Here is a 22,226-nt window from a genome sequence, read left to right on the forward strand (position 1 = left end):
TCCGGCATGAAAACGCGGCCTAGCGCTTCTCCATCCAGCGCTAACAGCTATCAAAAACAGAGCATCCACGGCACCCTGCCCGCCCGGCGGCCCCCCGCTCCTGCGCCGCCCGCGGGCCGGGTGCACAATTTCTGCCCGCGCCCGAGTGCGGCGCACGCACTTCCCCGCATCACTTTTCGCGCCCTCTTCCTGCACACCATGGCCCAAGCCCCCGTCTGGCTCACCTACGGATTCACCTATCTCGCCGCGGCCGTGATCGCCGTCCCCATCGCCCGCGCGCTGGGGCTGGGCGCCATCATCGGCTACCTGGCCGCGGGCATCGCCATCGGCCCCTGGGGCCTGGCGCTGGTGAGCAATGTGCAGGACATCCTGCATTTCGCGGAGTTCGGCGTGGTGCTGATGCTGTTTCTGGTGGGGCTGGAGCTGCAACCCAGCCGCCTGTGGAGCCTGCGCCGCCCCATCTTCGGCCTGGGCACGGCGCAGATGGTGGGCTGCGCCGCACTGCTGTGGGCCGCGGCCTGGGCCTTCGGGCTGCCATGGCGCGTTGGGCTGGTGGGTGCGCTGGGGCTGGCGCTGTCGTCCACCGCCATCGCACTGCAGGTGATCCACGAGCGCAACCTGATGCGCACGGACAGCGGGCAGAAGGCCTTCTCGATCCTGCTGTTCCAGGACGTGGCGGCGATCCCCATCCTGGCGCTGCTGCCGCTGCTGGGCGTGGCCGCGCGCGCGGCCGAGCTGGACCATCCGCACGAAGTGCAGGATCTGCTGCTGGAGGCAGCCAAGATCCTGGGCGTGGTGGGCGCCATCGTGCTCGGCGGGCGGCTCGCGCTGCGCCCGCTGCTGCGCTGGATCGCCAAGAGCAAGACGCCCGAGATCTTCACCGCCACCTCGCTGTTCCTGGTGGTGGGCATCGCCATGCTGATGCTCTCGGTGGGCCTGTCGATGGCGCTGGGCGCGTTCCTTGCCGGCGTGCTGCTGGCCGACAGCGAGTTCCGCCGCGAGCTGGAGACCGACATCGAGCCCTTCAAGGGACTGCTGCTCGGCCTGTTCTTCATCGCGGTGGGCATGAGCATCGACTTCGGCGTGATCCTGCGCACGCCCTGGGGCATGCTGGCGCTGCTGCTGGGCTTCCTGGGCATCAAGGCACTGGTGATCTGGACGCTGGCGCGCGTGACCGCCATGCCCTACCAGGAGCGGCCGGTGTTCACGCTGCTGCTGGCGCAGGGCGGCGAGTTCGCCTTCGTGGTGTTCCAGGCCGGCGCGGGCTTTCGCGCGATTCCGGCCGAGATGGCGTCGCTGCTGATCGGCGCGGTAGCCTTGTCCATGCTGATCAGCCCGCTGCTGCTGGTGCTGCTGGACCGGGTGCTGCTCAAGCGCTTTGCCACGCTGAAGACCGCCCCGCAGGTGCAGGAGATCTCCGAGCCGCAGTCGGCCCCGGTGATCATTGCCGGCTTCGGGCGCTATGGGCAGATCGTGGCGCGCATGATGCTGGCGCAGGGCGTGCCCGCCACGGTGCTGGACCACAGCGTGGAGATGCTGGAGGTGGCCCACACCTTCGGCTACCGCGTGTTCTATGGCGACGCCACGCGCGTGAACCTGCTGCGCATGGCCGGCGCCGAGCATGCGCGCATCCTGGTGGTGGCGGTGGACGCGCCGGAGCAGTCGCTCAAGATCGTGCAACTGGCGAAGAAGCACTTTCCCCAGTTGCAGATCGTGGCGCGTGCGCGCGACGTGACGCACTGGCACGCGCTGCGCGATCTGGGCGTGGAGCATGTGGAGCGCGAGGTGTTCGAGTCCAGCCTGCGCACCGCACGCACGGTGCTGGAGCTCAACGGCCTGTCGCCGCAAGAGGCCGACACCTTGGCCGAGCGCTTCCGCGCGCACAACATCGCGCTGTCCAACCGCATGTACGAGCACCACAACGACCGCGAGGCCATGATCGCCGTCGCCAAGCAGGGCCGCGCCCAGCTGGTGGAGCAGATGGCCAAGGAGCGCCAGGAACGCATGGCCGCGGCGGAGGCTGGCGCCGGCCTGCCGCCCGATGTGCCCCAGGCACCCAAGGCTCCATAACAAAAGAGCCTGTAGCACCCGCCTATCAAGCGCTACAAGCTCTCGTATCAATAGCAGATTACCGCTACCCCTCCACACCCCGTGTGAGGGAGGGGTAAGCGGCTGAACCGCTCAGCGAAGGGTCAGTCGGCCGTCGCGCCGGACTCCTTCACCACCTTGCCCCACTTCACGCTTTCGGCCTTGATGAAGGCGGCAAACTGCGCGGGGGTCTCGGCCACCACGTCACCGCCCTGCTCGGCGATCTTCTTCTTCACGTCGGCCTGGTTCAGCACCTTGATCAGCGCGGCGTGCAGCTTGTCCAGCACCGGCTTGGGCGTGCCGGCCGGCGCAAACATGCCGAACCAGGAGGTTGCCTCGTAGCCGGGCACGCCGGCTTCGGCGATGGTCGGCACGTCAGGCAGCTCGGGCGAGCGCTTGGCGGTGGTCACGGCGATGGGGCGCAGCTTGCCCGAGCGCACGTGCTGGATGGCCGAGGGCATGTTGTCGAACATGACGGAGGTCTGGCCGCCCAGCAGGTCGGTCATGGCGGGGGCGCTGCCCTTGTAGGGGATGTGCAGCAGGTCGGTGCCGGTCATGCTCTTGAAGAGCTCGCCCGACACGTGGGGCGACGCGCCGCTGCCGGGCGAGCCAAACGTGATCTTGCCGGGGTTGGCCTTGGCGTAGGCGATCATTTCCTTCACGGTCTTGAACGGCTGGCTGGGGTGGGCCACCAGCAGGTTGGGCACCGTGGCCACGCGCGACAGCGGCGCAAAGTCCTTCACCGGGTCGAAGGGCATCTTCTTGTACAGCGACTGGTTGATGGCGTGCGTGCCCACCGTGCCCATGAACAGGGTGTAGCCGTCGGCTGCGGCCTTGGCGGCCAGCGATCCGCCAATGTTGCCGCCCGCGCCGGGCTTGTTGTCCACCACGACGGACTGGCCCAGCTCGGTGGTGAGGCCCTGGCCCACGATGCGCGCCAGGATGTCGGTGGTGCCGCCGGCCGAGAATGGCACGATGATGGTGATGGGCTTGGTGGGGAAGTTCTGCGCCAGGGCGCCCAGGGGCAGCGCGCCGGCGGCGGCCACGGCCAGGGAGGCCAGCAGCGTGCGGCGGGTGGTGTGACGAAGGTTGGTCATGCTTGTTTCCTCTTTCTCTAGGATTGGATGAATGGAAGGGAGCGGCGTGGGCAGCGCAGCAAGCCGCACTGCATCGCTACCTGCGGTCTCAGCCGCGCAGGAACTGCGCCAGGGCCTCGTCAAAGGCCTGCGGCGCTTCCAGGTTGGACAGGTGCGAAGCCGGCACTTCGGCCAGCCGCGCACCGGCAATGGCCGCCTGCATGAAGCGGCCGTCGGCCACGGTGGTCACGGGGTCGGCGCTGCCAGCCACGATCAGCGTGGGCACGTCGATGCCACCGACCTGCGAGCGCAGGTCGGCCAGCGCCAGGGCTTCGCAGCAGGCGGCATAGCCCTCGGGGGCGATGCCGGCAATCCAGCTCTGCGCGCGCAGCACCACGTCCGGCTCGGCCGCGCAGAAGGCTGGGGTGAACCAGCGCGCGGGTGACGATGCGGCCAGCTCCGCCATGGCGTCACGGCCCTTTTCGCGCACCAGCGCGGCGCGGGCCTGCCAGCCTTCGGCCGTGCCGATCTTGGCGGCGCTGTTGCACACGGCCAGGCTCAGCAGGCGCTGGGGCTGGTGCACGCCCAGCCACAGGCCCGTGAAGCCGCCCATGGAGATGCCGCAGAAGTGCGCACGCTCGATCCGCAGCGCATCCAGCACCGCGACCACGTCGCCGCCCAGCAGTTCGAAGGTGTAGGGGCCAGGTGTCACCACGCTCGCGCCGTGGCCGCGCGTGTCGTAGCGCACCACGCGGAAGTCCTGGGCGAAGCGCGCGGCCTGCGCGTCCCACATCTCCAGCGTGGTGCCCAGGGAGTTGGAAAACACCAGGGCCGGGGCGCCCTCGGGGCCTTGCACGCACACGCGCAGGCGCCCGCCTTGCACGTCCACCCAGCGTTCTTGCTTGTTCATGCTCGCTCCTCGGGTCACGCCGCGCGCTTACACGCGCTCCAGCACCACGGCGATGCCCTGGCCCACGCCGATGCACATGGTGCACAGCGCGTAGCGGCCGCCCAGCGTGTGCAGCTGGTTCACGGCGGTGGTGGCCAGGCGCGCGCCCGAGGCCCCCAGCGGGTGGCCCAGGGCGATGGCGCCGCCCCACTGGTTGACGCGCTTGTCGTCATCGGCAACACCCAGGTCGCGCAGCACGGCCAGGCCCTGTGCGGCGAAGGCTTCGTTCAGCTCGATCACGTCCATCTGGTCCAGCGTCAGGCCGGTCTGGGCCAGCACCTTGCGCACGGCGGGCGCGGGGCCAAAGCCCATGATGCGCGGCGCCACACCGGCCACGGCCATGCCCACCACGCGGGCGCGGGGCACCAGGTTGTATTGCTGGGCGGCCGCCTCATCGGCCAGCAGCAGCGCGCAGGCGCCGTCGTTCACGCCGCTGGCGTTGCCGGCCGTGACGGTGCCGCCCTCGCGCACCACGCCCTTGAGCTTGGCCAGCGCCTCCAGCGTGGTGGCGCGGGGATGCTCGTCCTGGCTGACCACGACGGCGTCGCCCTTCTTCTGGGGAATGACGACGTTGACGATTTCCTTGGCCAGGTAGCCGGCGGCCATCGCGGCGGCGGCCTTTTGCTGGCTGGCCAGGGCCATGCGGTCCTGGGCTTCACGCTCGATCTTGAAATCGTCGGCCACGTTCTCGGCCGTCTCGGGCATCGAATCGACACCGTACTGCGCCTTCATCAGCTTGTTGACGAAGCGCCAGCCGATGGTGGTGTCGTACACCGCGTTGCTGCGGCTGAAGGCGCTTTCCGCCTTGGGCATCACGAAGGGCGCGCGGCTCATGGATTCGACGCCGCCGGCGATCATCAGGCGCGCCTCGCCCGACTTGATGGCGCGCGCGGCGGAGCCCACGGCGTCCAGGCCCGAGCCGCACAGGCGGTTGATGGTGGCGCCGGGCACGTCGATGGGCAGGCCGGCCAGCAGGCTGGACATGCGCGCCACGTTGCGGTTGTCCTCGCCGGCCTGGTTGGCGTTGCCATACAGCACGTCATCCACGGCCGCCCAGTCCACGCCGGGGTTGCGCTCCATCAGCGCCTTGATGGGCAACGCGCCCAGGTCGTCGGTGCGCACGCTGGAGAGGGCGCCGCCGTAGCGGCCGAAGGGGGTGCGGATCGCGTCACAGATGAAGGCTTGGCGGGCGTTGCTCATGGTGTCTCCGAGGGGAATATCAAAAAAGTGAGCTGCCAGCGCTTGTGCATCAAGCGCTGGAGGCCGTTTTGGTACTTATTGCTGTGCGGGCTGGATCGGCAGGCCGACGATGCGCTCCAGTTCCTCGTGCGAGAGGCCGGGCACGGTGTCGATCAGGCGCAGGCCCTGGGGCGTGCATTCCAGCGTGCACAGGTCGGTGTAGATGCGCTTGACGCAGGCCAGGCCCGTCAGGGGGTAGCTGCAGGCCTGGACCACCTTGCATTCGCCGGTCTTGCTGACCAGATCCATCATCACCCAGGTGGACTTGGCGCCCACGGCCAGGTCCATGGCGCCGCCCACGGCGGGAATGGCGCCGGGCTCGCCGGTGCTCCAGTTGGCCAGGTCGCCCGTGGCCGACACCTGGAAGGCGCCCAGCACGCAGATGTCCAGGTGGCCGCCGCGCATCATCGCGAAGCTGTCGGCATGGTGGAAGTAGCAGCCACCGGGCAGCAGCGTCACGGGCTGCTTGCCGGCGTTGGTCAGGTCATAGTCCTCCTGGCCCTTGGCGGGTGCGGGGCCCATGCCCAGGATGCCGTTCTCGGAATGCAGCACCACCTCGCGGCCTGCGGGGATGTGGTTGGCCACCAGGGTCGGCTGGCCGATGCCCAGGTTCACATAGGCACCGTCGAAGATGTCCTGTGCCACTCGTGCGGCCAGTTCGTCCTTGGTTCGTTTTTGATAGCTGCTCACGCTGTATCTCCTTGGGCTGAACGGGCTTTACTTCTTGAATCCACCGGCCTGGGTGGCCACGCGCGGCACCTGGACGACCTTGCTCACGTAGATGCCGGGGGTGACCACGGCCTCGGGGTCCATCTCGCCCAGCTCCACCAGTTCGTGCACGGTGGCCACGGTGTACTTGGCCGCCATGGCGCACACGGGGCCGAAGTTGCGCGCCGACATGCGGTAGGTCAGGTTGCCCCAGCGGTCGCCCTTCTCGGCCTTGACCAAGGCCACATCGCCGTAGATGGGGTACTCCAGCACGTAGTGCTTGCCGTTGATCTCGCGGGTTTCCTTGCCTTCGGCCAGCTGCGTGCCATAGGCCGTGGGGCAGAAGAAGGCGCCGATGCCAGCGCCCGCGGCGCGCATGCGCTCGGCCAGGTTGCCCTGGGGCACCAGTTCCAGCTCGATCTTGCCGCTGCGGTACAGCTCGTCGAACACATAGCTGTCCACCTGGCGCGGGAAGCTGCAGATGATCTTGCGCACCTGCCCGCTCTTGAGCAGCGCGGCCAGGCCGGCATCGCCGTTGCCGGCGTTGTTGTTGACCACGGTGAGGTCGCGCGCGCCTTGGGCGATCAGGCCGTTGATCAGTTCAATGGGGTTGCCCGAAGTGCCAAAGCCGCCAATCAGTACGGTGGCGCCGTCCTGCACGCCCGCGAGCGCCTCGGCAACGGAATCCGCAATCTTGTTGATCATGTGTTGCTGGTCCAGTGAGGGGAAAAGGAGCCGGCCCGGGCCGGCTGTCGTGATCGTGTCACTTTGTTCGTATATAGAACAAATGTTCGTATAATGAATTTTAGGACGAACAGCCATGGATGACACTCCCCTTTCCGTAAGTAATACCCACAAGCCGGGGGATAGCTACGTGCAGTCGTTTGCACGCGGGCTGGAGGTGATCCGCTCCTTCAGCGCGGCGGCGCCGCAGCAGACCCTGAGCGAAGTCGCGGCACGCACCGGCCTGACGCGCGCAGGCGCGCGCCGCATCTTGCTGACGCTGCAGACGCTCGGGTATCTAGAGAGCGATGGCCGGCTGTTCCGCCTCACGCCGCGCATCCTGGACCTGGGCTTTGCCTACCTCAGTTCCATGCCCATCTGGGACCTGGCCGAGCCGCTGATGGAGGCCCTCACCGACCGCGTGCACGAGTCCTGCTCCGCCGCCGTACTGGACGGGCTGGACATCGTCTATGTGCTGCGCGTACACACCCACAAGATCATGAGCACCAACCTGGCCGTGGGCTCACGCCTGCCGGCGTTCTGGACGTCGCTGGGCCGCGTGCTGCTGGCCGAGTTGCCCGAGCAGGACCTGCGCGCCCGGCTGTCCGCGCTGCCGCGCCAGCAGTTCACGCGCCACACGGTGCTGGACGATGCGACGCTGCTCGCGCGCATCGCCCAGGCACGCGCCCAGGGCTGGTGCCTGGTGGATCAGGAACTGGAAGAGGGTTTGATTTCGGTGGCAGCGCCACTCAAGAACCGGGCGGGCCAGGTGGTGGCGGCCCTGAACATCAGCGGCCAGGCCAATCGCACCAGCACCGAAATGCTGCGCGAGCAGTTGCTGCCCGAACTGCTGGCCACGGCCCAGACCATCTCGCGCATGCTGGGCACGCGCCGGCCCTGACGCACGTAGGACCTGGGCCAACACCCGCGCGCACGGCGCGAACCGTGCGCGGCCATGGAACCTGCGTCAGGGCTTGCGCATGCTGAGTACCAGCACCAGGGCGCCCACGGCGATCGCGCCAATGCTGAGCCATTGCGGCACATTGACGGATTCCTTTTCCTTCACCGACAGCTCCAGCGGCCCGATGCGGGCCTGCGTGGTTTCCTTGGTGAAGCTGAAGCCCCCGGTGAAGAACCCGGCCAGGCCCAGAATCAGCAAGATCACGCCCAGAATGCGCATGCCCGTCATGGTGTCCACCTCTTTTTTATGTTGGTCGTAGGGTTGGCAACCGCCAGCGGCGCCCGCTGCTACTGTAGAGCCGGGCGTAACCCCGCCGGCGTAGGAGGCCACCGCGACATCCTGCGGCAGAGCCGCCGCGTTGCATGCTACTCTGGAATCCATGTTCAATCCCACCCAAGCCGACGTACGCCGCTTCTTCTGCGCCACGCATGCCAAGCAGCAGGCCGGCCAGCCCATGGAGGCCATCGAGACGCTGGCCGGCCTGTGGATCGCGGAGCATCCTGAGTACCAGCCCGAGCTGGCCGATGTGGACACCGCCCTTGCGCGCAACTACGACGAGACGCCGGACCGCACCAACCCCTTCCTGCACCTGTCGATGCACCTCTCGATCAGCGAGCAGTGCAGCATCGACCAGCCGCGCGGCATCCGCCAGGCCGTGGAACTGCTGGCCGCGCGCCTGGGATCGTTGCACGACGCGCACCACGCCGCCATGGAGTGCCTGGGCACCATGCTGTGGGAGGCCCAGCGCGCGGGCCGGGCACCCGACGGCGACGCCTATATCGCCTGCGTCCAGCGGCGCGCCACGCGGGGCTGAGCCGTGGTGCCGCGCGGTGCGGCGCCTGCGTAGTCGTGCGGGTACACCAGCACGTCGCAGCCCACGCCCCCCAGCAGCCGCTGGGCTACGCTGCCCAGCAGCAGATCCAGCATCCATCCCCGGCGCCGGTGCATCAGCGCCACCAGCTCCGCGCCCGAGCGCTCCTGCTGCACGGCCACCTGCCGCGCCACATCGCCCATGCCGACGGTCATTCCCACACGATTGCGCCGCGCCTCGAAGGCATCGGACAGCCGCACCAGCCGGTCGTGCGCATGCCGCTGCATTTGCGCGCGCCACGCGCGCACGGCCTGGGCCGATGCCTCGGCACTGCGCAGCTTGGCCTCATCGCGCAGGTCTACGGCATGGAACAGCTCCACCGCAGCGGCAGTGTCCAGCCCGCTCGCGTAGCGCACCATGGCATCGGCCGCCGGCGAAAAATCCACGGCCAGCAGCACATGCGCATAAGCCTCGCGCGCCGCACGCTGCACCACCAGCACGGGGCACGGACTGCGCCGCAGGATCTGGCTCAACGTGCCACCGCGCCACAACTGCTCCACGCCCTGGTGCGCGCGCTTGTCCAGCACCAGCAGGTCGGCGCCCTCGGCCGCGCGCAAGACCTCATCCACCACGCCGGCGCCGCGGTACGCCAGGGCCTTGACCGGCAGGTCGTGGCGGCGCGCCAGTTGGCGCGCGCGCTGCTCCAGCCGCGCCTGCGGGTCGACGAACTTCGGGTCCGGCTGCTCCGCACCGAACAGAAGATGCAGGCGCGCCTTGTGCTCGGCAGCCAACAGCGCGGCACGGTCAAGCGCATGCTCCGCCGCGGTCGAGAAATCGGTGAGGGCCACAATGGTCTGAAGGCGCATGGTCAAAACTCCTGGTCAACAAGCGGGAACAACGGCGCACAAAGCGACCGTCAGCGGCGCGTCATCGGCGGGAAGAGAAGGTGCGCATCCGGGGTGCCGCACGGCGGCGCGCGCGGCAAGCAGGCCCCAGCGCACCGGAGCTGGCTGCCCGGCGGTACGCGTGACGCTTGGATGAAAGGAGTGGAGAACCGCCGGGCCTAGTGATCTGCGGCCGGCGAAGCTGGTTTCAGAACACCCATCCTGCGCATGGCGCGCGCCATCACGACGGCTGCAGATGCAAGCCGCGCGATACGGACGCACGGGGTGGAAACCAGGAAACGCATAGTGCCGATTGTAGGAAGTCCCTCCCTCCGGGGCAACCATTCCGCACCTGGGCGTGCCAGATAAGGGAACCCGGCCCGCGTGCCTCACCCGGGCGTAAAAAAACCCGCGTTGGCGGGCTTCTTCGGGTGCGTGCCACGGTCAGCGAAAGCGCGGTTGCGGAACGACCTGCAGGTCTCCATCGAGCGAACCCAGGTAACCCGCCAGCGCCTTCAGCTCGGCGTTGGAAAACTGCTTGGCGATGCCGGCCATCACGCCGTTGCTGCGGCCCACGTACGCGCCCTTGTCGGTCTTGTACGACTTGAGCGCCACGAACAGGTAGTCCGCATGCTGGCCCGCGATCTTGGGATAGGACGGGTCGATGGGCTTGGCGAAGTTCTCGCCGTGGCAGGACACGCAAGCGCCCTTTTGCAGCAGCTGCGCCACCTGGGCATTGGGTTCGCGCGAGGGCTTGGCGGGTGCCCCGGCGCTCGTGCCGTGCTCGGCATAGTAGGCCGCCACATCGGCGATGTCCTGCTCGGATAGCGAATCGGCGATGCCGCGCATGGTGGGATGCTTGCGATCGCCCTTCTTGTAGGCGTCGAGTGCGGAGGCGATGTACTTGGCACCCTGGCCGGAAATCATCGGCACCTTGTGCACTTCGGGGAAGCTGGCCTGGTAGCCCGGGATGCCGTGGCACCCGATGCACATGGCGATCTTTTGCGCCCCAGCTTTGGCATCTCCCTTGATCTCCTCGGCATGGAGAAAACCGGTCGCACAAGCGACAGACAGGCCGAATATCGTGGTCAGTGTCTTCTTCATTTTGCGCGCACAATCAGGCGATTGGTTGTCTCCGCGTTCTAGTTCGTGGACGATTATAGCCAGCGCTTGTCAAGCCCTTTCATCAACGATTTCCCTATTCCCAGGCCCATGAAATTCCAAGGATCCCAGAATTACGTTGCCACCCAGGACCTGATGCTCGCGGTGAATGCAGCCATCACACTGCAGCGCCCGCTGCTGGTCAAGGGCGAGCCCGGCACGGGCAAGACCATGCTGGCCGAGGAAGTGGCCCAGGCGCTGGACATGCCGCTCCTGCAGTGGCACATCAAGTCCACCACCAAGGCGCAGCAGGGCCTGTACGAATATGACGCGGTGAGCCGCCTGCGCGACTCGCAACTGGGCGACGAGCGCGTCAAGGACATCCACAACTACATCGTGAAGGGCGTGCTGTGGCAGGCCTTCACGGCCGACAAGCCGGTGGCCCTGCTGATCGACGAGATCGACAAGGCCGACATCGAATTCCCCAATGACCTGCTGCGCGAACTCGACCGCATGGAGTTCTACTGCTACGAAACGCGCGAGATGATCCGGGCCAAGCACCGCCCGCTGGTGTTCATCACCTCCAACAACGAGAAGGAGCTGCCCGACGCTTTCCTGCGCCGCTGCTTCTTCCACTACATCAAGTTCCCCGAGGCCGAGACGATGAAGAAGATCGTCGACGTGCACTTCCCCACGCTCAAGAGCGAACTGCTCACCGTGGCGATGAAGACCTTCTACGACGTGCGCAACCTGCCCGGCCTGAAGAAGAAGCCCTCGACCAGTGAGCTCATCGACTGGCTCAAGCTGCTGGTGGCCGAGGAGATCCCTCTCGAAGCCCTGCAAAGCGCCGACAACAAGGTGGCCGTGCCGCCGCTGGTGGGCGCGCTGCTCAAGAACGAGCAGGACGTGAGCCTCTTCGAGAAGCTGGTCTTCATGAACCAGCGCAACCGCTGAGCCAGAGCCCGTCATGAGCACTGCACAGCGGCTTCTGATGGAAGGTGCGTCCGACGCGATAGGGTTCGTGGGCGGCGCGCTCGCGGGCTATGGCGTGGGCCTGCTGCTGGGGATGGATATCTTCAGCGAGGGCTACGGGGCGGCCAGCATTGCAGGCATCGCCCTGGTGGGCATCGGGGGCGGGCTGGGCCTGCACCTGGCACGGCGCTGGCGTGCGGCCCGCAGCGCGCGGAAAGAATGAGCAAGGAGCAACCGTCCATGGCCTTCGTCGAGCCCGTCACCCTGCGCCAGAGCGGCCTGCGGCTGGAGCCCCTGGCCCTGGCGCATGAAGCCGGCCTCGCCGCCGCCGCGGCCGACGGCGAGCTGTGGAGACTGCGCGTCACCAGCGTGCCCGAGCCGCAGGACACGCGCGCCTACATCGAGACGGCGCTGCGCATGCGCGACGAGGGCAACCGTTTCGCGTTTGCCGTGCTCGACGATGCCACGGGCCGCGTGCTGGGCACGACGAGCTACCACGACATCCTGCCCGCCGTGAAGCGGGTGGAGATCGGCTACACCTGGTATCGCCAGAGCGTGCAGCGCACGCATGTGAACACCACTGCCAAGCTGCTGATGATGGGCCATGCCTTCGACACGCTGGGCTGCCACGTAGTGGGCTGGCGCACGGACAACTTCAACTTTGCATCGCAGCGCGCCATCGAACGCCTGGGCGCGAAGAAGGACGGCGTGATCCGCGGCCATGCGCTGCGCCGCGACGGCACCATCCGCGACACGGTGATGTACAGCATGCGCAGCGGCGAATGGCCCGAAGCGCGCGCGCAGTTGCTATACCTTCTGCAGCGCCATGCGCCCGCTGAATAAGCGCTGGAGGCCTGTTTCATGTTGATCGACTTCTTCTACACCCTGCGCGCCGGCAAGCTGCCGGTGTCCGTGAAGGAATTCCTCACGCTGCTGGAGGCGCTGCAGGCCGGCGTGGTCGGCCCCAAGTCCGACGATGCCTGGAGCCTGGACGACTTCTACTACCTCGCGCGCACCGCGCTGGTGAAGGACGAAAAGCACTTCGACAAGTTCGACCGCGCGTTCGCGGCCTACTTCAAGGGCGTGGAGATGCTGGCCGACTTCCGCAAGGAGATCCCCGCCGACTGGCTGCGCAAGATGCTGGAGCGCGAGCTGACGCCCGAGCAGAAGGCCGCCATCGAGAAGATGGGCTGGGACGAGCTGATGGAGACGCTCAAGAAGCGCCTGGAGGAGCAGAAGGAGCGCCACGAAGGCGGCAACAAGTGGATCGGCACGGGCGGCACCAGCCCCTTCGGCCACGGCGGCTACAACCCGCAGGGCATCCGCATCGGCGGCGCGGGCAAGAACAAGAGCGCCGTGAAGGTGTGGGAGCAGCGCGCCTACCGCGACTACGACGACACGCAGGAGCTGGGCACGCGCAACATCAAGGTGGCGCTGCGCCGCCTGCGCAAGTTCGCGCGCGAGGGGCATGAGCTGGAGCTGGACCTGCCGGACACCATCCGCGCCACGGCGGCCAACGCGGGCTGGCTGGACATCAAGATGGTGCCCGAGCGCCACAACAACGTGAAGGTGCTGCTGCTGATGGACGTGGGCGGCACCATGGACGAGCACATCCAGCGCGTGGAGGAACTCTTTTCTGCCGTGAAGAGCGAGTTCAAGCACCTGGAGTTCTACTACTTCCACAACTGCGTTTACGACTTCATGTGGAAGAACAACCGCCGCCGCTTCGCGGAGAAGTTCCCGACCTGGGACATCATCCGCAAGTACAACAAGGACTACAAACTCATCTTTGTGGGCGACGCCACCATGAGCCCGTACGAGATCCTGCAGCCCGGTGGCAGCGTGGAATACAACAACGAAGAGCCCGGCGCAGAGTGGTTGCAGCGCCTCACGCACGCCTTCCCCCGGTTCGCGTGGATCAACCCCGAACCCCAGGGCGTGTGGCAGTACCGCCAGAGCATTGGCATCATCCAGCAGCTCATGGGCGATCGCATGTACCCTTTGTCACTCAAAGGCCTCGAAGAAACGATGCGGCTTTTGTCAAAATAGCCCGCATGACCAAGCCAAGCTCAGCGCCGGCCCGGTGGTCGGCGTTGCTGTTTCTGCTGATCGGCCTGGCCCTCTTGCAGGGCTGCAGCCTGCTGCAGCGCCCCTCCCCCGCGCCGCACGACGCACCCTCTTCCATCACCTCCGAGGCGGTCCCGGACTCCGGCCCCCATGCGTTCGCGCTGGATGTGCAGGTGGAGGACGACACCCTGCGCGAGTACCTCACGCGCCATCTGGAGCTGCAGCGCTTTCGCCAACTGCCCGACCTGCAGGCGCATGAACTCACGCGGCTGCTGGGTTCGGCCGACGCGAACGCCCGCGACCTGCTGGCCACGCAGGGCTACTTCAGTCCCGAGATCACCATCGAGCTGCGCGAGCAGGCCACCGACGCCGACGCGCCCCCGCGCACCGTGCTGGTCAACGTGTCGCCCGGCCCGCGCACGCACATCGCCAGTGCCGACATCACGCTGATGGGCGAGGACGGCCAGGGTGCCGACGCGACCGAGCTCGCGCGCCGCCAGGCCCGGTTGCAGCGCGGCTGGTCGCTGCCGCCCGGCGAGCCGTTCACGCAGGAGGGCTGGGACAGTGCCAAGAACCAGGGCCTGCGCGATCTGCAGGCGCGCCGCTACCCCACGGCGCGCATCGCCAGCAGCCGCGCCGAGGTGGACGCCGACCGCGCCGAGGCCAAGCTGCAGGTGGCCTACGCGCCTGGCCCGGCTTACCGTTTTGGCACCCTGCAGATCCAGGGTGGCGAGCGTTACGACAACGAGGGCCTGCGCCGCATTGCGCGCCTGCCCACGGGCGAGGACTACAGTGAGGCGCGCCTGCTGGACACCCAGCAGCGCCTGGCCAGCAGCGGCTATTACGACGCGGTGTTCCTCACGCTGGACACCGAGCACGGCGACCCGCAGTCCGCCCCCGTGATTGCCCAGGTGCGAGACGCACCGCTGCAAAAAATGGTCTTCGGCGTCGGTATCTCCACCGACAGCGGACCGCGCCTGTCCATGGACCACACGCACAACCGCCTGCCGGGCTTGGGCTGGCGCGCCGTGAGCAAGGTGGCGGTGGACAACAAGCGCAAGCTGCTGTCCACCGACTGGACCGGGCTGCCGCATGCGAACGGCTGGCGCTGGTTCGCGGGCCTGCAGCTGCAGCGCGAGGCCACGGGCAGCTACGACGTGGACAGCTCGCGGCTGCGCGCCGGGCGCACCAAGAGCACGGACCGCATCGACCGCAGCTACTTCCTGCAGCACGACACGGCCAAGAACGGCGGCGAGGACGCGCCGCCGTCCAGCAGCGCGATCTCCGCCAACTACGGCTGGACGGGGCGCTACTTCAACAACAACACCAACCCCACGCGCGGCTGGGGCCTGGCGGCCGAGCTGGGCGTGGGCACCACGCTGCGCCCGGAGCGCGACCCCTTCGTGCGTACGCTGCTGCGCTGGCAGTCCTTCGTCGGCCTGGGCCGCGTGGACCTGGGGAACAACGTGCGCCGCGGCAGCCGCCTGTCGCTGCGCCTGGAGGGCGGCGCGGTGCTGGCGCGCGACGGCGCCGACATCCCCGTCACCCAGCTGTTCCTGACCGGCGGCGACACCACCGTGCGCGGCTACGGCTACCGCAGCATCGGCGCGCGCACCGACGCGGACAAGCTCTTCGGCGGGCGCTACATGGCCGTGGGCAGCGCCGAATGGCAGCGCCCCATCACCGTGCGCGGCAACCGCACCGACTTTGAGAGCGCCCTGTTCATCGACGCCGGCGCCGTGGCCGACACACCTGGCGATCTCACGGCGCGCGTGGGCGTGGGTGCAGGCCTGCGCTGGCAAAGCCCGGTGGGCCCGCTGCAGGCCGACCTGGCCTATGGCCTGCACACGCACCAGGTACGGCTGCACCTACGGCTGGGCTACACGTTCTGATATGCAAAAAAGTGAGCTGCCAGCGCTTGATACACAAGGGATTCTGATGGTTTTCGTTTCGAATTCCTTTGCTGGCAAGCGCTAGCAGCTATTGTTTTTGAACCTCCATGACCCACCCCTCCAGCCACCAGCCCTACGCCGCAGGCGCGACGCCCACGCCGCGGCGGCGGCCGCGCCGCCGCGCCGGGCGCTGGGTGCTGGCTACGCTGGGGGGCCTGCTCATGGCGGCGCTGGTGCTGCTGGGCGGGCTGTGGTGGTGGGCCGGCAGCAACACCTCGCTGGCCAGCGCACTGGCGCGCGCGGCGCAATACCTGCCCGAGGGGCAGAGCCTGCAGGCGCGCGACGTGAGCGGCTCGCTGCGCTCGGGCGGCACGATTGGCTGGCTGCGCTGGAGCAGCCCCACGCTGGCCGTGGAGGTGCACGACGCGCGCATCGCCTGGAGCGTCGCGCCGCTGCTGCGCCGCCAACTGCGCCTGGGCGAAGTGCGGGCCGCGCAGGTGCTCATCACGCCGCAGGACGCGCCCGGTCCGCAGGAGCCGCCCACCCCGCCGCTGCAGCAGCTGGTGCTGCCGCTGCGGATCGAGCTGCCCTTCCACGCGGACCGCATCGACTGGGCCGGCAGCACCGTCGCCGAGCAACTGGAGGGCACCTACCGCTACGACGGCGAGCAACACCGCCTGGCGGTGGACCAGGTTACGCTGGCCCAGGGCCGCTACGCGCTGCTGGCCACGTTGCAGGCCCAGGCACCCATGGCGCTCACCGCCACGCTCAACGGCACGCTGCGCACGCCGGTGCCCGGCAGCGCGCAACCCTTGCAGGCCCTGGCCCAGGCCAGCGCGCAGGGCACGCTGGCCGGCGCGGGCGCACAGATCCAGCTCACGGCCCAGCTGCGCGGCACCGATGGCGCAGGCCCCACCCATCCACCGCTGCGCGCCGACCTGCAAGCGCGCATCGCCCCCTGGGCCGACCAACCGCTGCTGCAGGCCGCGGCCGAGGTGCAGGCCCTGGACCTCGCCGCGCTGTGGCCGCAGGCGCCCGCCACCCAGCTCAGCGGCACCGCCGCGCTGGAGCCCGCCGAGGCCAACGCGCCCGGCTGGCAGTTCCAGGCCGCGCTGCGCAACGCCCTGCCCGGCCCGTGGGACCAGCAGCGCCTGCCTGTCGACACACTGCAGGCCCGCGCCGCGTTCGACGGCACCACCTGGACCGTGTCCGAATCGCTGGCGCGGGTGGGCAGCGGCAGCGTCGCACTGCAGGGCGCCTACACACCCGCCACGCGCGCGCTGCAGGGCCAAGCCGAGGTGCGCGCCCTCAACCCTGCGGCGCTGCACACCCTGCTGGACGCCGCGCCCGTGAACGGCACCGCCAGCGCCGAAAGCCGCGATGCTGCCGAGGGCGGCGCCGTGCGCTTCAGCGCCGACCTGCGCGCCGCCGGCCGCCCCGCCCCCACGGCCGCGGCGAAGGCGAGCACCCCCGCGCCGCTGCGCCTGGACCAGTTGACCGTGCAGGGCCAGTGGCAGGGCGATCGGATCGACATCGCCCGTCTGCAGTTGGACGCCCTGCGGGCGCAAGTGCGCGCCCAGGCGCTGCGCATCGACCTGGCGGGACCGGCCGTGCAAGGCGCGCTGCAGGCCACGCTGCCCGGCGCCAGCGCGCAGTTCGACGGGCAACTCGCACCCCAGCGCGGCAATGGCACGCTGGCCCTGCACATGACGGACACGCAACGCGCGCAGCGCTGGCTGCAGGGCCTGCCGGGCCTGCCCGCTGCATTGGCGGGCTGGAGTCTGGACGGCAACGCCACGCTGGCCGCCACCTGGCGCGGCGGCTGGCACGACCTGCAGCGCCAACTGCAGGCCGCGGGCCTGCCGGCAGGCACGGCCGTGGCTGCCGCAACCGCGCCGCAGCGCTTTGACCTGCAGGCCCAGCTGTCCGCGCCGCGCCTGCAGATCGCGCGCGCACCCCAGCCCGGCACGGACGCGGGCCCGCTCACGCTGGAGCTGCGGCGCACCACCGCCACGCTGCAGGGCTCGTTGGCGCGGGCCGCGCTCGACTGGGATGGCGAGCTGCGCCACGGCCCGCAGCCTGACGAGGGCCCTTCCGCCCGCAGCGCCACCCTCACGGGCCAGCGTGCCCAGCTGCGCCTGCGCGCCACGGCGGCCAGCCGCGGCGCGGGCCAATGGCAGGCCCAGTTGGAATCCCTGCAGATGCAGGCCGACGCGGCCGGCCAGCCCGGCCCGTGGAAGCTGCGCCTGGCCGAGCCGGTGGCCATCCAGCTGCGCCAGTTCCCCCAGCTGGTGGTGGAGGCCGGCGCCGGCCAGGCCTTCGTCGAAGGGCCGCGGCCCGGTCATCTGCAACTGCGCTGGCAACCCCTGCGCTATGCCCAGGGCGCGCAGGGTGCCCTGCAGCTGCGCAGCCAGGGCGAACTGAAGGGCCTGCCGCTGGACTGGGTCAACGCCTGGCGCATGGACGGCGACGGCATGCTGGAGCGGGCGGGCCTGGCGGGCGACCTGCTGCTGGACGGCACCTGGGACATCGACGCCGGCGACACGCTGCGCGCCAGTGCCAGCCTGCGGCGCAGCGGCGGCGATCTGCGCATCCTCACGCTGGATGCCACGCCGACCACCGTGGTGCACAGCAGCGGCCAGGGCAAGGGCGCCCAGGCGGCGCAGGCCGTGCCCGCGCGCGGCACGCCCGCCGGCGTGCGCCGGGCCGAACTCACGGTCAGCGCCGAAGGCCCGGCGTTGCGTGCCCGACTGGACTGGGACAGTGAGCGCGCCGGCCAATTGCACGCCGAAGGCAGCACCCAACTGGCGCGCACGCCCGACGGCTGGACCTGGCCCGCCGAGGCCCCACTGGCCGCCACCGTGCGTGCCGAACTGCCCGACGTGGGCGTGTGGTCCGCTCTGGCGCCGCCGGGCTGGCGCGTGCGCGGCACGCTGAGCGCCGACGCGCGCCTGTCCGGCACGCGCACCGCGCCGCAGTGGAGCGGACAGCTGGCGGCGGACCAGTTCGCCATCCGCTCGCTGCTGGACGGCGTGGACCTGCAGGACGGGCGCCTGCGCGCCGCGCTGCAGGGCGACCGGCTCACCATCACCGAGCTGAGCCTGCACGGCGGCCAGGGCAGCCGCGCACGCATCGCGGGCTACAGCGGCAACCGCACCGCGGCGCCGCAGGACGGCGGCACGCTCACCGGCGGCGGCACCGTATCGTGGGGCGCGGCAGGCGCAGGTGGCGCCGGTATCCGCATGGACCTGCGCGCGCAGGCGCGGGCGCTGCAGCTGCTGGTGCGCGCCGACCGGCAGGTCAGCGTCTCGGGCGACCTCACGGCGCGGCTGCAGGGCGGGCAATTCACGCTGCGCGGCCAGCTCACTACCGACCGCGCCACCATCATCCTGCCCGAGGCGGGCGCGCCCACGCTGGGCAGCGACGTGGTGGTGCGCTCCGCCGCATTGGACAAGCAAGCCGCCGCCAAGGCCGCGCGCGACGCGCAGCAGGCCCAGAAGGCCGAGGCCGGCGGGCAGGTGCAGGCCGCGCGCCCGCCCGACATCGCCGTCACGCTGGACCTGGGCAACGACTTCGCCCTGCAGGGCCACGGCATCACCACACGCCTGACGGGGCAGCTGGACATCCGCAGCAGCGGCACGGCCGGCGCCCCGCCGCGCGTGACCGGCGAGGTGCGCACCGTGCAGGGCCGCTACCGCGCCTGGGGCCAGGCGCTGGACGTGGAGACGGGCCTGCTGCGCTTCAACGGCCCCTACGACAACCCGTCGCTGGACGTGCTGGCCATCCGGCCCAACATCAGCGTGCGCGCCGGCGTGCAGGTCACCGGCACGGCCCAGTCGCCGCGCGTGCGCCTGTATGCCGACCCCGACCTGCCGGATGCCGAGAAGCTCTCGTGGGTGGTGCTGGGCCGCAGCGCCGCCAGCGGCGGCGCCGAGGCCGCGCTGCTGCAGCAGGCCGCGCTGGCCCTGCTGGGCGGGGGCTCCGGCAGCGGCACCGGCGGTATCGCCAAGCGCGTAGGTCTGGACGAGATCGGCTTCAAGGGCCCCGGCACGGGCGAGGACGCGAGCGCCGCTGCCCTCACCTTCGGCAAACGCCTGTCCAAGGACCTGTACGTGACCTACGAGCGCAGCCTCTCGGGCGTGCTGGGCACGCTGTACATCTTCTACGACCTGTCGCAGCACCTTACCCTGCGCGGCCAGACGGGCATGCAAAGCGCGGTGGACCTGATCTACACGGTGCGCTACGACTGAAGTTCTATGCCAAAAATCGGCCGTAACGCTTTCCCTTCAAGCGCATGCAGCTATTAAATAAATAGCATAAGGGCGGCATGGCACCGCCCTTACAATCTTGCCTCCCTCTCCGTAGTTCAATGGATAGAACGAGCGCCTCCTAAGCGCTAGATACAGGTTCGATTCCTGTCGGAGGGACCACTTTCCGGGCAGATGCCGGCGCAGGATCTAGCGCTCGCCATCCGTCCCAGACTTGGGGTCGGTTTCAGGTGCGGTGGGGTCGGTGTCCACCAGCCGGCCCGCCGCAGCGCCGCCCAGCGCCCCCGCCACACTGCCCGCCAGGGTGCCCACAAAGACGCCCACCGGCCCCGCCGTGGCAGCGCCTACGGCCGCGCCGGCAGCTGCGCCCGCCATCGCGCCACCGCCCATCAGCACCGATTTGGATTCACGCTCCTGGTCTTCGGGCGGCAGGGGCTGCTGTGCCTGCGGCTCCGGGTCTTGCGACGGCACGCCGTGGCCGGGTCGTGCCTGTTCGGCCAGGTCGGGGTCGATGGGTGGGTTCTGGGGAAATCGCGGATCGGTGGCGTTCATGGCGCACTCCTTAAAACAGTGGTGGACGCACGCTGCGTGCGCCCGATACCCCCGTTGTAGTGTGGAGGTGGCTGCGGGCGTGCCCGCCAGCCGGCCGCAGGCGTGTCGGACGAGGGCGCCACCGCATCACTGCACGGCCCCGATCGCGCATCCCACGCCCCATGGGTCCGAAGGGACGTGCGGCGCACCCGCGCCAGGCAACCGGCGCACCACGACTACCCCATCACAGCGGCGCCGCCCAGCAGCGAACGCGCCGGCATGCCTTTGCCCTGAACGGGCGCGGCAGCCGCCTAGAGCTGAAAACCCACCGAGCGCACCACGCCTTCGATGACGTCGCGCAGCCAGGAGGGCGCACGCGCGTGGTAGGGGCGCGCGCGGGCCAGCAGCTGGTCGCTCCACTGCGCCAGCCAGTGCAGTTCCTGCGGGCCGTAGAACACGGTCATGGCCTCGTAGTTCAGGAACAGGCTGCGCGCGTCCAGGTTGAGCGAGCCGACGAGAGCCAGTTCGTCGTCGATGAGCACCGCCTTGGCATGCACCATGGCCGGGGACAGCCATACCCGCGCACCCGCGGCGGCCAGCTGGCGCAGCGCGCGCTCGCGGGCCAGGTCTGCCAGGCGGTGGTTGGAGCGCGCCGGCACCACCACGCTGACCTGCACGCCGCGCCGGCAGGCCAGGCACCAGGCGTCCAGCAGCGCGTCGTCGGGCACGAAGTACGGCGTGACGGCCACGATGCGCCGCTGGGCATGGTAGGCAGCCGCCAGCAGCAGCGCATGCACGGTGTCGTCGGCATGGTCGGGACCGCTGGGCAGCCACTGCGCCAACGGGCCGTGTGCAGGCGGCGCGGGCAGCGCCGGCGCGGCGGTGCTCCGCGCCTTGCGGCGGCGGCGCAGCACCAGGCCGCGCGCCACACGCCAGTCGGTGGCGAACTGGGCCTGCGCCTGCGCGGCCAGCGGGCCATGGACCTCGTAGCTCAAGTCCGCCCAGGCGGGGTGGCCCGGCCGGTCGATGAAGTACTCGCAGGCCAGGTTGCGTCCGCCGCTCCACAGCCGCTCGCCGTCGGCCACGACCAGCTTGCGGTGGTTGCGCAGGTTGGTGCGCCCGCGCAGCGGGTTGTGCAGCAGCGGCATGAAGCGGCGCACCTGCAGGCCCTGGCGCCGCAGCGCGCGCAGCATGCCGGGCGGCGTGCGCATGCTGCCCAAGGCGTCCACCAGCAGGCGCACGCGCACGCCGCGGTGCACGCAGTCCAGCAGCGCGCGCGCCACCTCGCGCCCCACCTCGTCGTAGGCAAACACGTAGGTGCACAGGTCCAGCCGGTGGCGGGCCGACGCAATGGTGGCCAGCAGCCCCTGCAGCGCCTGCGTGCCGTCGGCATGCAGCACCACCTGCGCATTGCGCACGGCGGGCGCCAGCTCCAGGCTGGCCAGCAGCCGCGTGGCCCAGGGCGGCCCGCCTTCCGTTGCCTCCAGCGGCGGGCCGTGCGGGCGGCGCGCGGGCCGCGCGAACTTGCGCGTGCCGAACAAGAGGAACAGCGGTACGACCAGATAGGGAAACGTGACGATGCCCAGCACCCAGCCCATCGCGGCCGAGGGGTGGCGGCGCTGGTGGCCGATGCGCGTGCCCATCACGTACACCAGCAGCCCCACGGCCACGAAGATCGCGTGGCCCAGGCCCGAGAGCACGGCCACGCGGATCATGCGCGGGGGTGGAGCACGCGGCGAGGGCCCGCCAACGACCATTGCTGCACAGCGCGCGCCGCGGCCGCACGGCCAGCGACCGCATGCATGGGCCCCGCATGCGGGGCGCATTCTTCTGGCGGTACGGGTGGTGTCATGGCGCTCTCCCACGGCCCGGAACAGGCAGCATGCCGCCCAGCATATCGGCCCGGCGCCGCGCGCGACTGTAGGAAAGCGGCGCGGCGCCAGGGAATGGGTCTTT

The 22,226-nt window shown here is 69.7% G+C and carries 19 protein-coding genes and 1 tRNA gene; 10 read left to right on the forward strand and 10 right to left on the reverse strand.

Annotation, left to right across the window (positions count from 1 at the left end; translation table 11 throughout):
* The first annotated feature begins 198 nt into the window (after positions 1-198).
* Entirely contained in the window at positions 199-2,070 is a 1,872-nt protein-coding gene (gene kefC / locus K2L43_RS15315; RefSeq protein ID WP_220637923.1) for a glutathione-regulated potassium-efflux system protein KefC, read from the forward strand.
* 122 nt (positions 2,071-2,192) lie between these two features.
* Here kefC and K2L43_RS15320 read toward each other — a convergent pair whose 3' ends face one another.
* From K2L43_RS15320 to K2L43_RS15340, 5 genes are all read right to left on the reverse strand, one after another.
* A complete protein-coding gene (locus tag K2L43_RS15320) occupies positions 2,193-3,185 on the reverse strand; it encodes a tripartite tricarboxylate transporter substrate binding protein (RefSeq protein ID WP_220637924.1) in 993 nt (330 codons plus the stop codon).
* A gap of 88 nt (positions 3,186-3,273) precedes the next feature.
* Entirely contained in the window at positions 3,274-4,074 is an 801-nt protein-coding gene (pcaD, locus tag K2L43_RS15325) for a 3-oxoadipate enol-lactonase (protein WP_220637925.1), read from the reverse strand.
* Positions 4,075-4,101: 27 nt separating this feature from the next.
* Positions 4,102-5,313, reverse strand: a complete 1,212-nt coding sequence (pcaF, locus tag K2L43_RS15330; protein WP_123676185.1) for a 3-oxoadipyl-CoA thiolase — start codon at positions 5,311-5,313, stop codon at positions 4,102-4,104.
* Between the two features lie 75 nt (positions 5,314-5,388).
* Complete coding sequence (locus K2L43_RS15335; protein ID WP_088888401.1) at positions 5,389-6,042, reverse strand: 3-oxoacid CoA-transferase subunit B; 654 nt, start codon at positions 6,040-6,042, stop codon at positions 5,389-5,391.
* A gap of 27 nt (positions 6,043-6,069) precedes the next feature.
* Positions 6,070-6,765, reverse strand: coding sequence for a 3-oxoacid CoA-transferase subunit A (locus K2L43_RS15340; protein WP_015914175.1), 696 nt, complete (start codon positions 6,763-6,765; stop codon positions 6,070-6,072).
* A gap of 115 nt (positions 6,766-6,880) precedes the next feature.
* On the opposite strand from K2L43_RS15340, the gene K2L43_RS15345 reads away from it, so the two are divergent.
* Complete coding sequence (locus tag K2L43_RS15345; protein WP_047349744.1) at positions 6,881-7,684, forward strand: IclR family transcriptional regulator; 804 nt, start codon at positions 6,881-6,883, stop codon at positions 7,682-7,684.
* Between the two features lie 66 nt (positions 7,685-7,750).
* On the opposite strand, the gene K2L43_RS15350 is transcribed toward K2L43_RS15345, so the two are convergent.
* Entirely contained in the window at positions 7,751-7,972 is a 222-nt protein-coding gene (locus K2L43_RS15350; protein ID WP_015914177.1) for a hypothetical protein, read from the reverse strand.
* Between the two features lie 151 nt (positions 7,973-8,123).
* On the opposite strand from K2L43_RS15350, the gene K2L43_RS15355 reads away from it, so the two are divergent.
* The gene (locus K2L43_RS15355) at positions 8,124-8,558 is read left to right on the forward strand and encodes a DUF1841 family protein (RefSeq protein WP_041836092.1); all 435 of its coding nucleotides are present in this window, start codon (positions 8,124-8,126) and stop codon (positions 8,556-8,558) included.
* On the opposite strand, the gene K2L43_RS15360 is transcribed toward K2L43_RS15355, so the two are convergent.
* Both K2L43_RS15360 and K2L43_RS15365 read right to left on the reverse strand, forming a co-directional pair.
* Positions 8,519-9,421 (reverse strand): universal stress protein, encoded by a 903-nt coding sequence (locus tag K2L43_RS15360; protein WP_220637926.1) that lies wholly within the window; start codon positions 9,419-9,421, stop codon positions 8,519-8,521. The genes K2L43_RS15355 and K2L43_RS15360 overlap by 40 nt on opposite strands.
* Before the next feature lie 462 nt (positions 9,422-9,883).
* Complete coding sequence (locus tag K2L43_RS15365; protein WP_015914180.1) at positions 9,884-10,543, reverse strand: cytochrome c; 660 nt, start codon at positions 10,541-10,543, stop codon at positions 9,884-9,886.
* Positions 10,544-10,651: 108 nt separating this feature from the next.
* On the opposite strand from K2L43_RS15365, the gene K2L43_RS15370 reads away from it, so the two are divergent.
* The 7 genes from K2L43_RS15370 to K2L43_RS15400 all read left to right on the forward strand — a co-directional run bounded on the left by K2L43_RS15370 (position 10,652) and on the right by K2L43_RS15400 (position 19,901).
* Positions 10,652-11,494: a MoxR family ATPase gene (locus K2L43_RS15370; RefSeq protein WP_011806653.1), complete on the forward strand. Its 843-nt coding sequence runs from the start codon at positions 10,652-10,654 to the stop codon at positions 11,492-11,494.
* Between the two features lie 13 nt (positions 11,495-11,507).
* Positions 11,508-11,735 carry a hypothetical protein gene (locus tag K2L43_RS15375; protein ID WP_011806654.1) on the forward strand — a complete coding sequence of 76 codons (228 nt, stop codon included), beginning with the start codon at positions 11,508-11,510 and terminating at the stop codon, positions 11,733-11,735.
* Between the two features lie 17 nt (positions 11,736-11,752).
* Positions 11,753-12,355 (forward strand): GNAT family N-acetyltransferase, encoded by a 603-nt coding sequence (locus K2L43_RS15380; RefSeq protein ID WP_135149825.1) that lies wholly within the window; start codon positions 11,753-11,755, stop codon positions 12,353-12,355.
* 18 nt (positions 12,356-12,373) lie between these two features.
* Positions 12,374-13,561, forward strand: coding sequence for a VWA domain-containing protein (locus K2L43_RS15385; protein WP_220637927.1), 1,188 nt, complete (start codon positions 12,374-12,376; stop codon positions 13,559-13,561).
* A 5-nt stretch (positions 13,562-13,566) separates the two neighbouring features.
* Entirely contained in the window at positions 13,567-15,471 is a 1,905-nt protein-coding gene (locus tag K2L43_RS15390; RefSeq protein ID WP_220637928.1) for an autotransporter assembly complex family protein, read from the forward strand.
* A 107-nt stretch (positions 15,472-15,578) separates the two neighbouring features.
* On the forward strand, positions 15,579-19,721 hold the full coding sequence (locus tag K2L43_RS15395; RefSeq protein WP_220637929.1) for a translocation/assembly module TamB domain-containing protein: 4,143 nt from the start codon (positions 15,579-15,581) through the stop codon (positions 19,719-19,721).
* 105 nt (positions 19,722-19,826) lie between these two features.
* Positions 19,827-19,901: transfer RNA gene (locus K2L43_RS15400), tRNA-Arg, on the forward strand.
* 27 nt (positions 19,902-19,928) lie between these two features.
* Here K2L43_RS15400 and K2L43_RS15405 read toward each other — a convergent pair.
* Positions 19,929-20,291 carry a hypothetical protein gene (locus K2L43_RS15405; protein WP_220637930.1) on the reverse strand — a complete coding sequence of 121 codons (363 nt, stop codon included), beginning with the start codon at positions 20,289-20,291 and terminating at the stop codon, positions 19,929-19,931.
* Positions 20,292-20,581: 290 nt separating this feature from the next.
* The gene (locus K2L43_RS15410) at positions 20,582-21,985 is read right to left on the reverse strand and encodes a phosphatidylserine/phosphatidylglycerophosphate/cardiolipin synthase family protein (RefSeq protein WP_220637931.1); all 1,404 of its coding nucleotides are present in this window, start codon (positions 21,983-21,985) and stop codon (positions 20,582-20,584) included.
* Between the last annotated feature and the right edge of the window lie 241 nt (positions 21,986-22,226).

Source organism: Diaphorobacter sp. MNS-0 (assembly GCF_019602835.1).
Lineage (GTDB): Bacteria > Pseudomonadota > Gammaproteobacteria > Burkholderiales > Burkholderiaceae_C > Diaphorobacter > Diaphorobacter nitroreducens.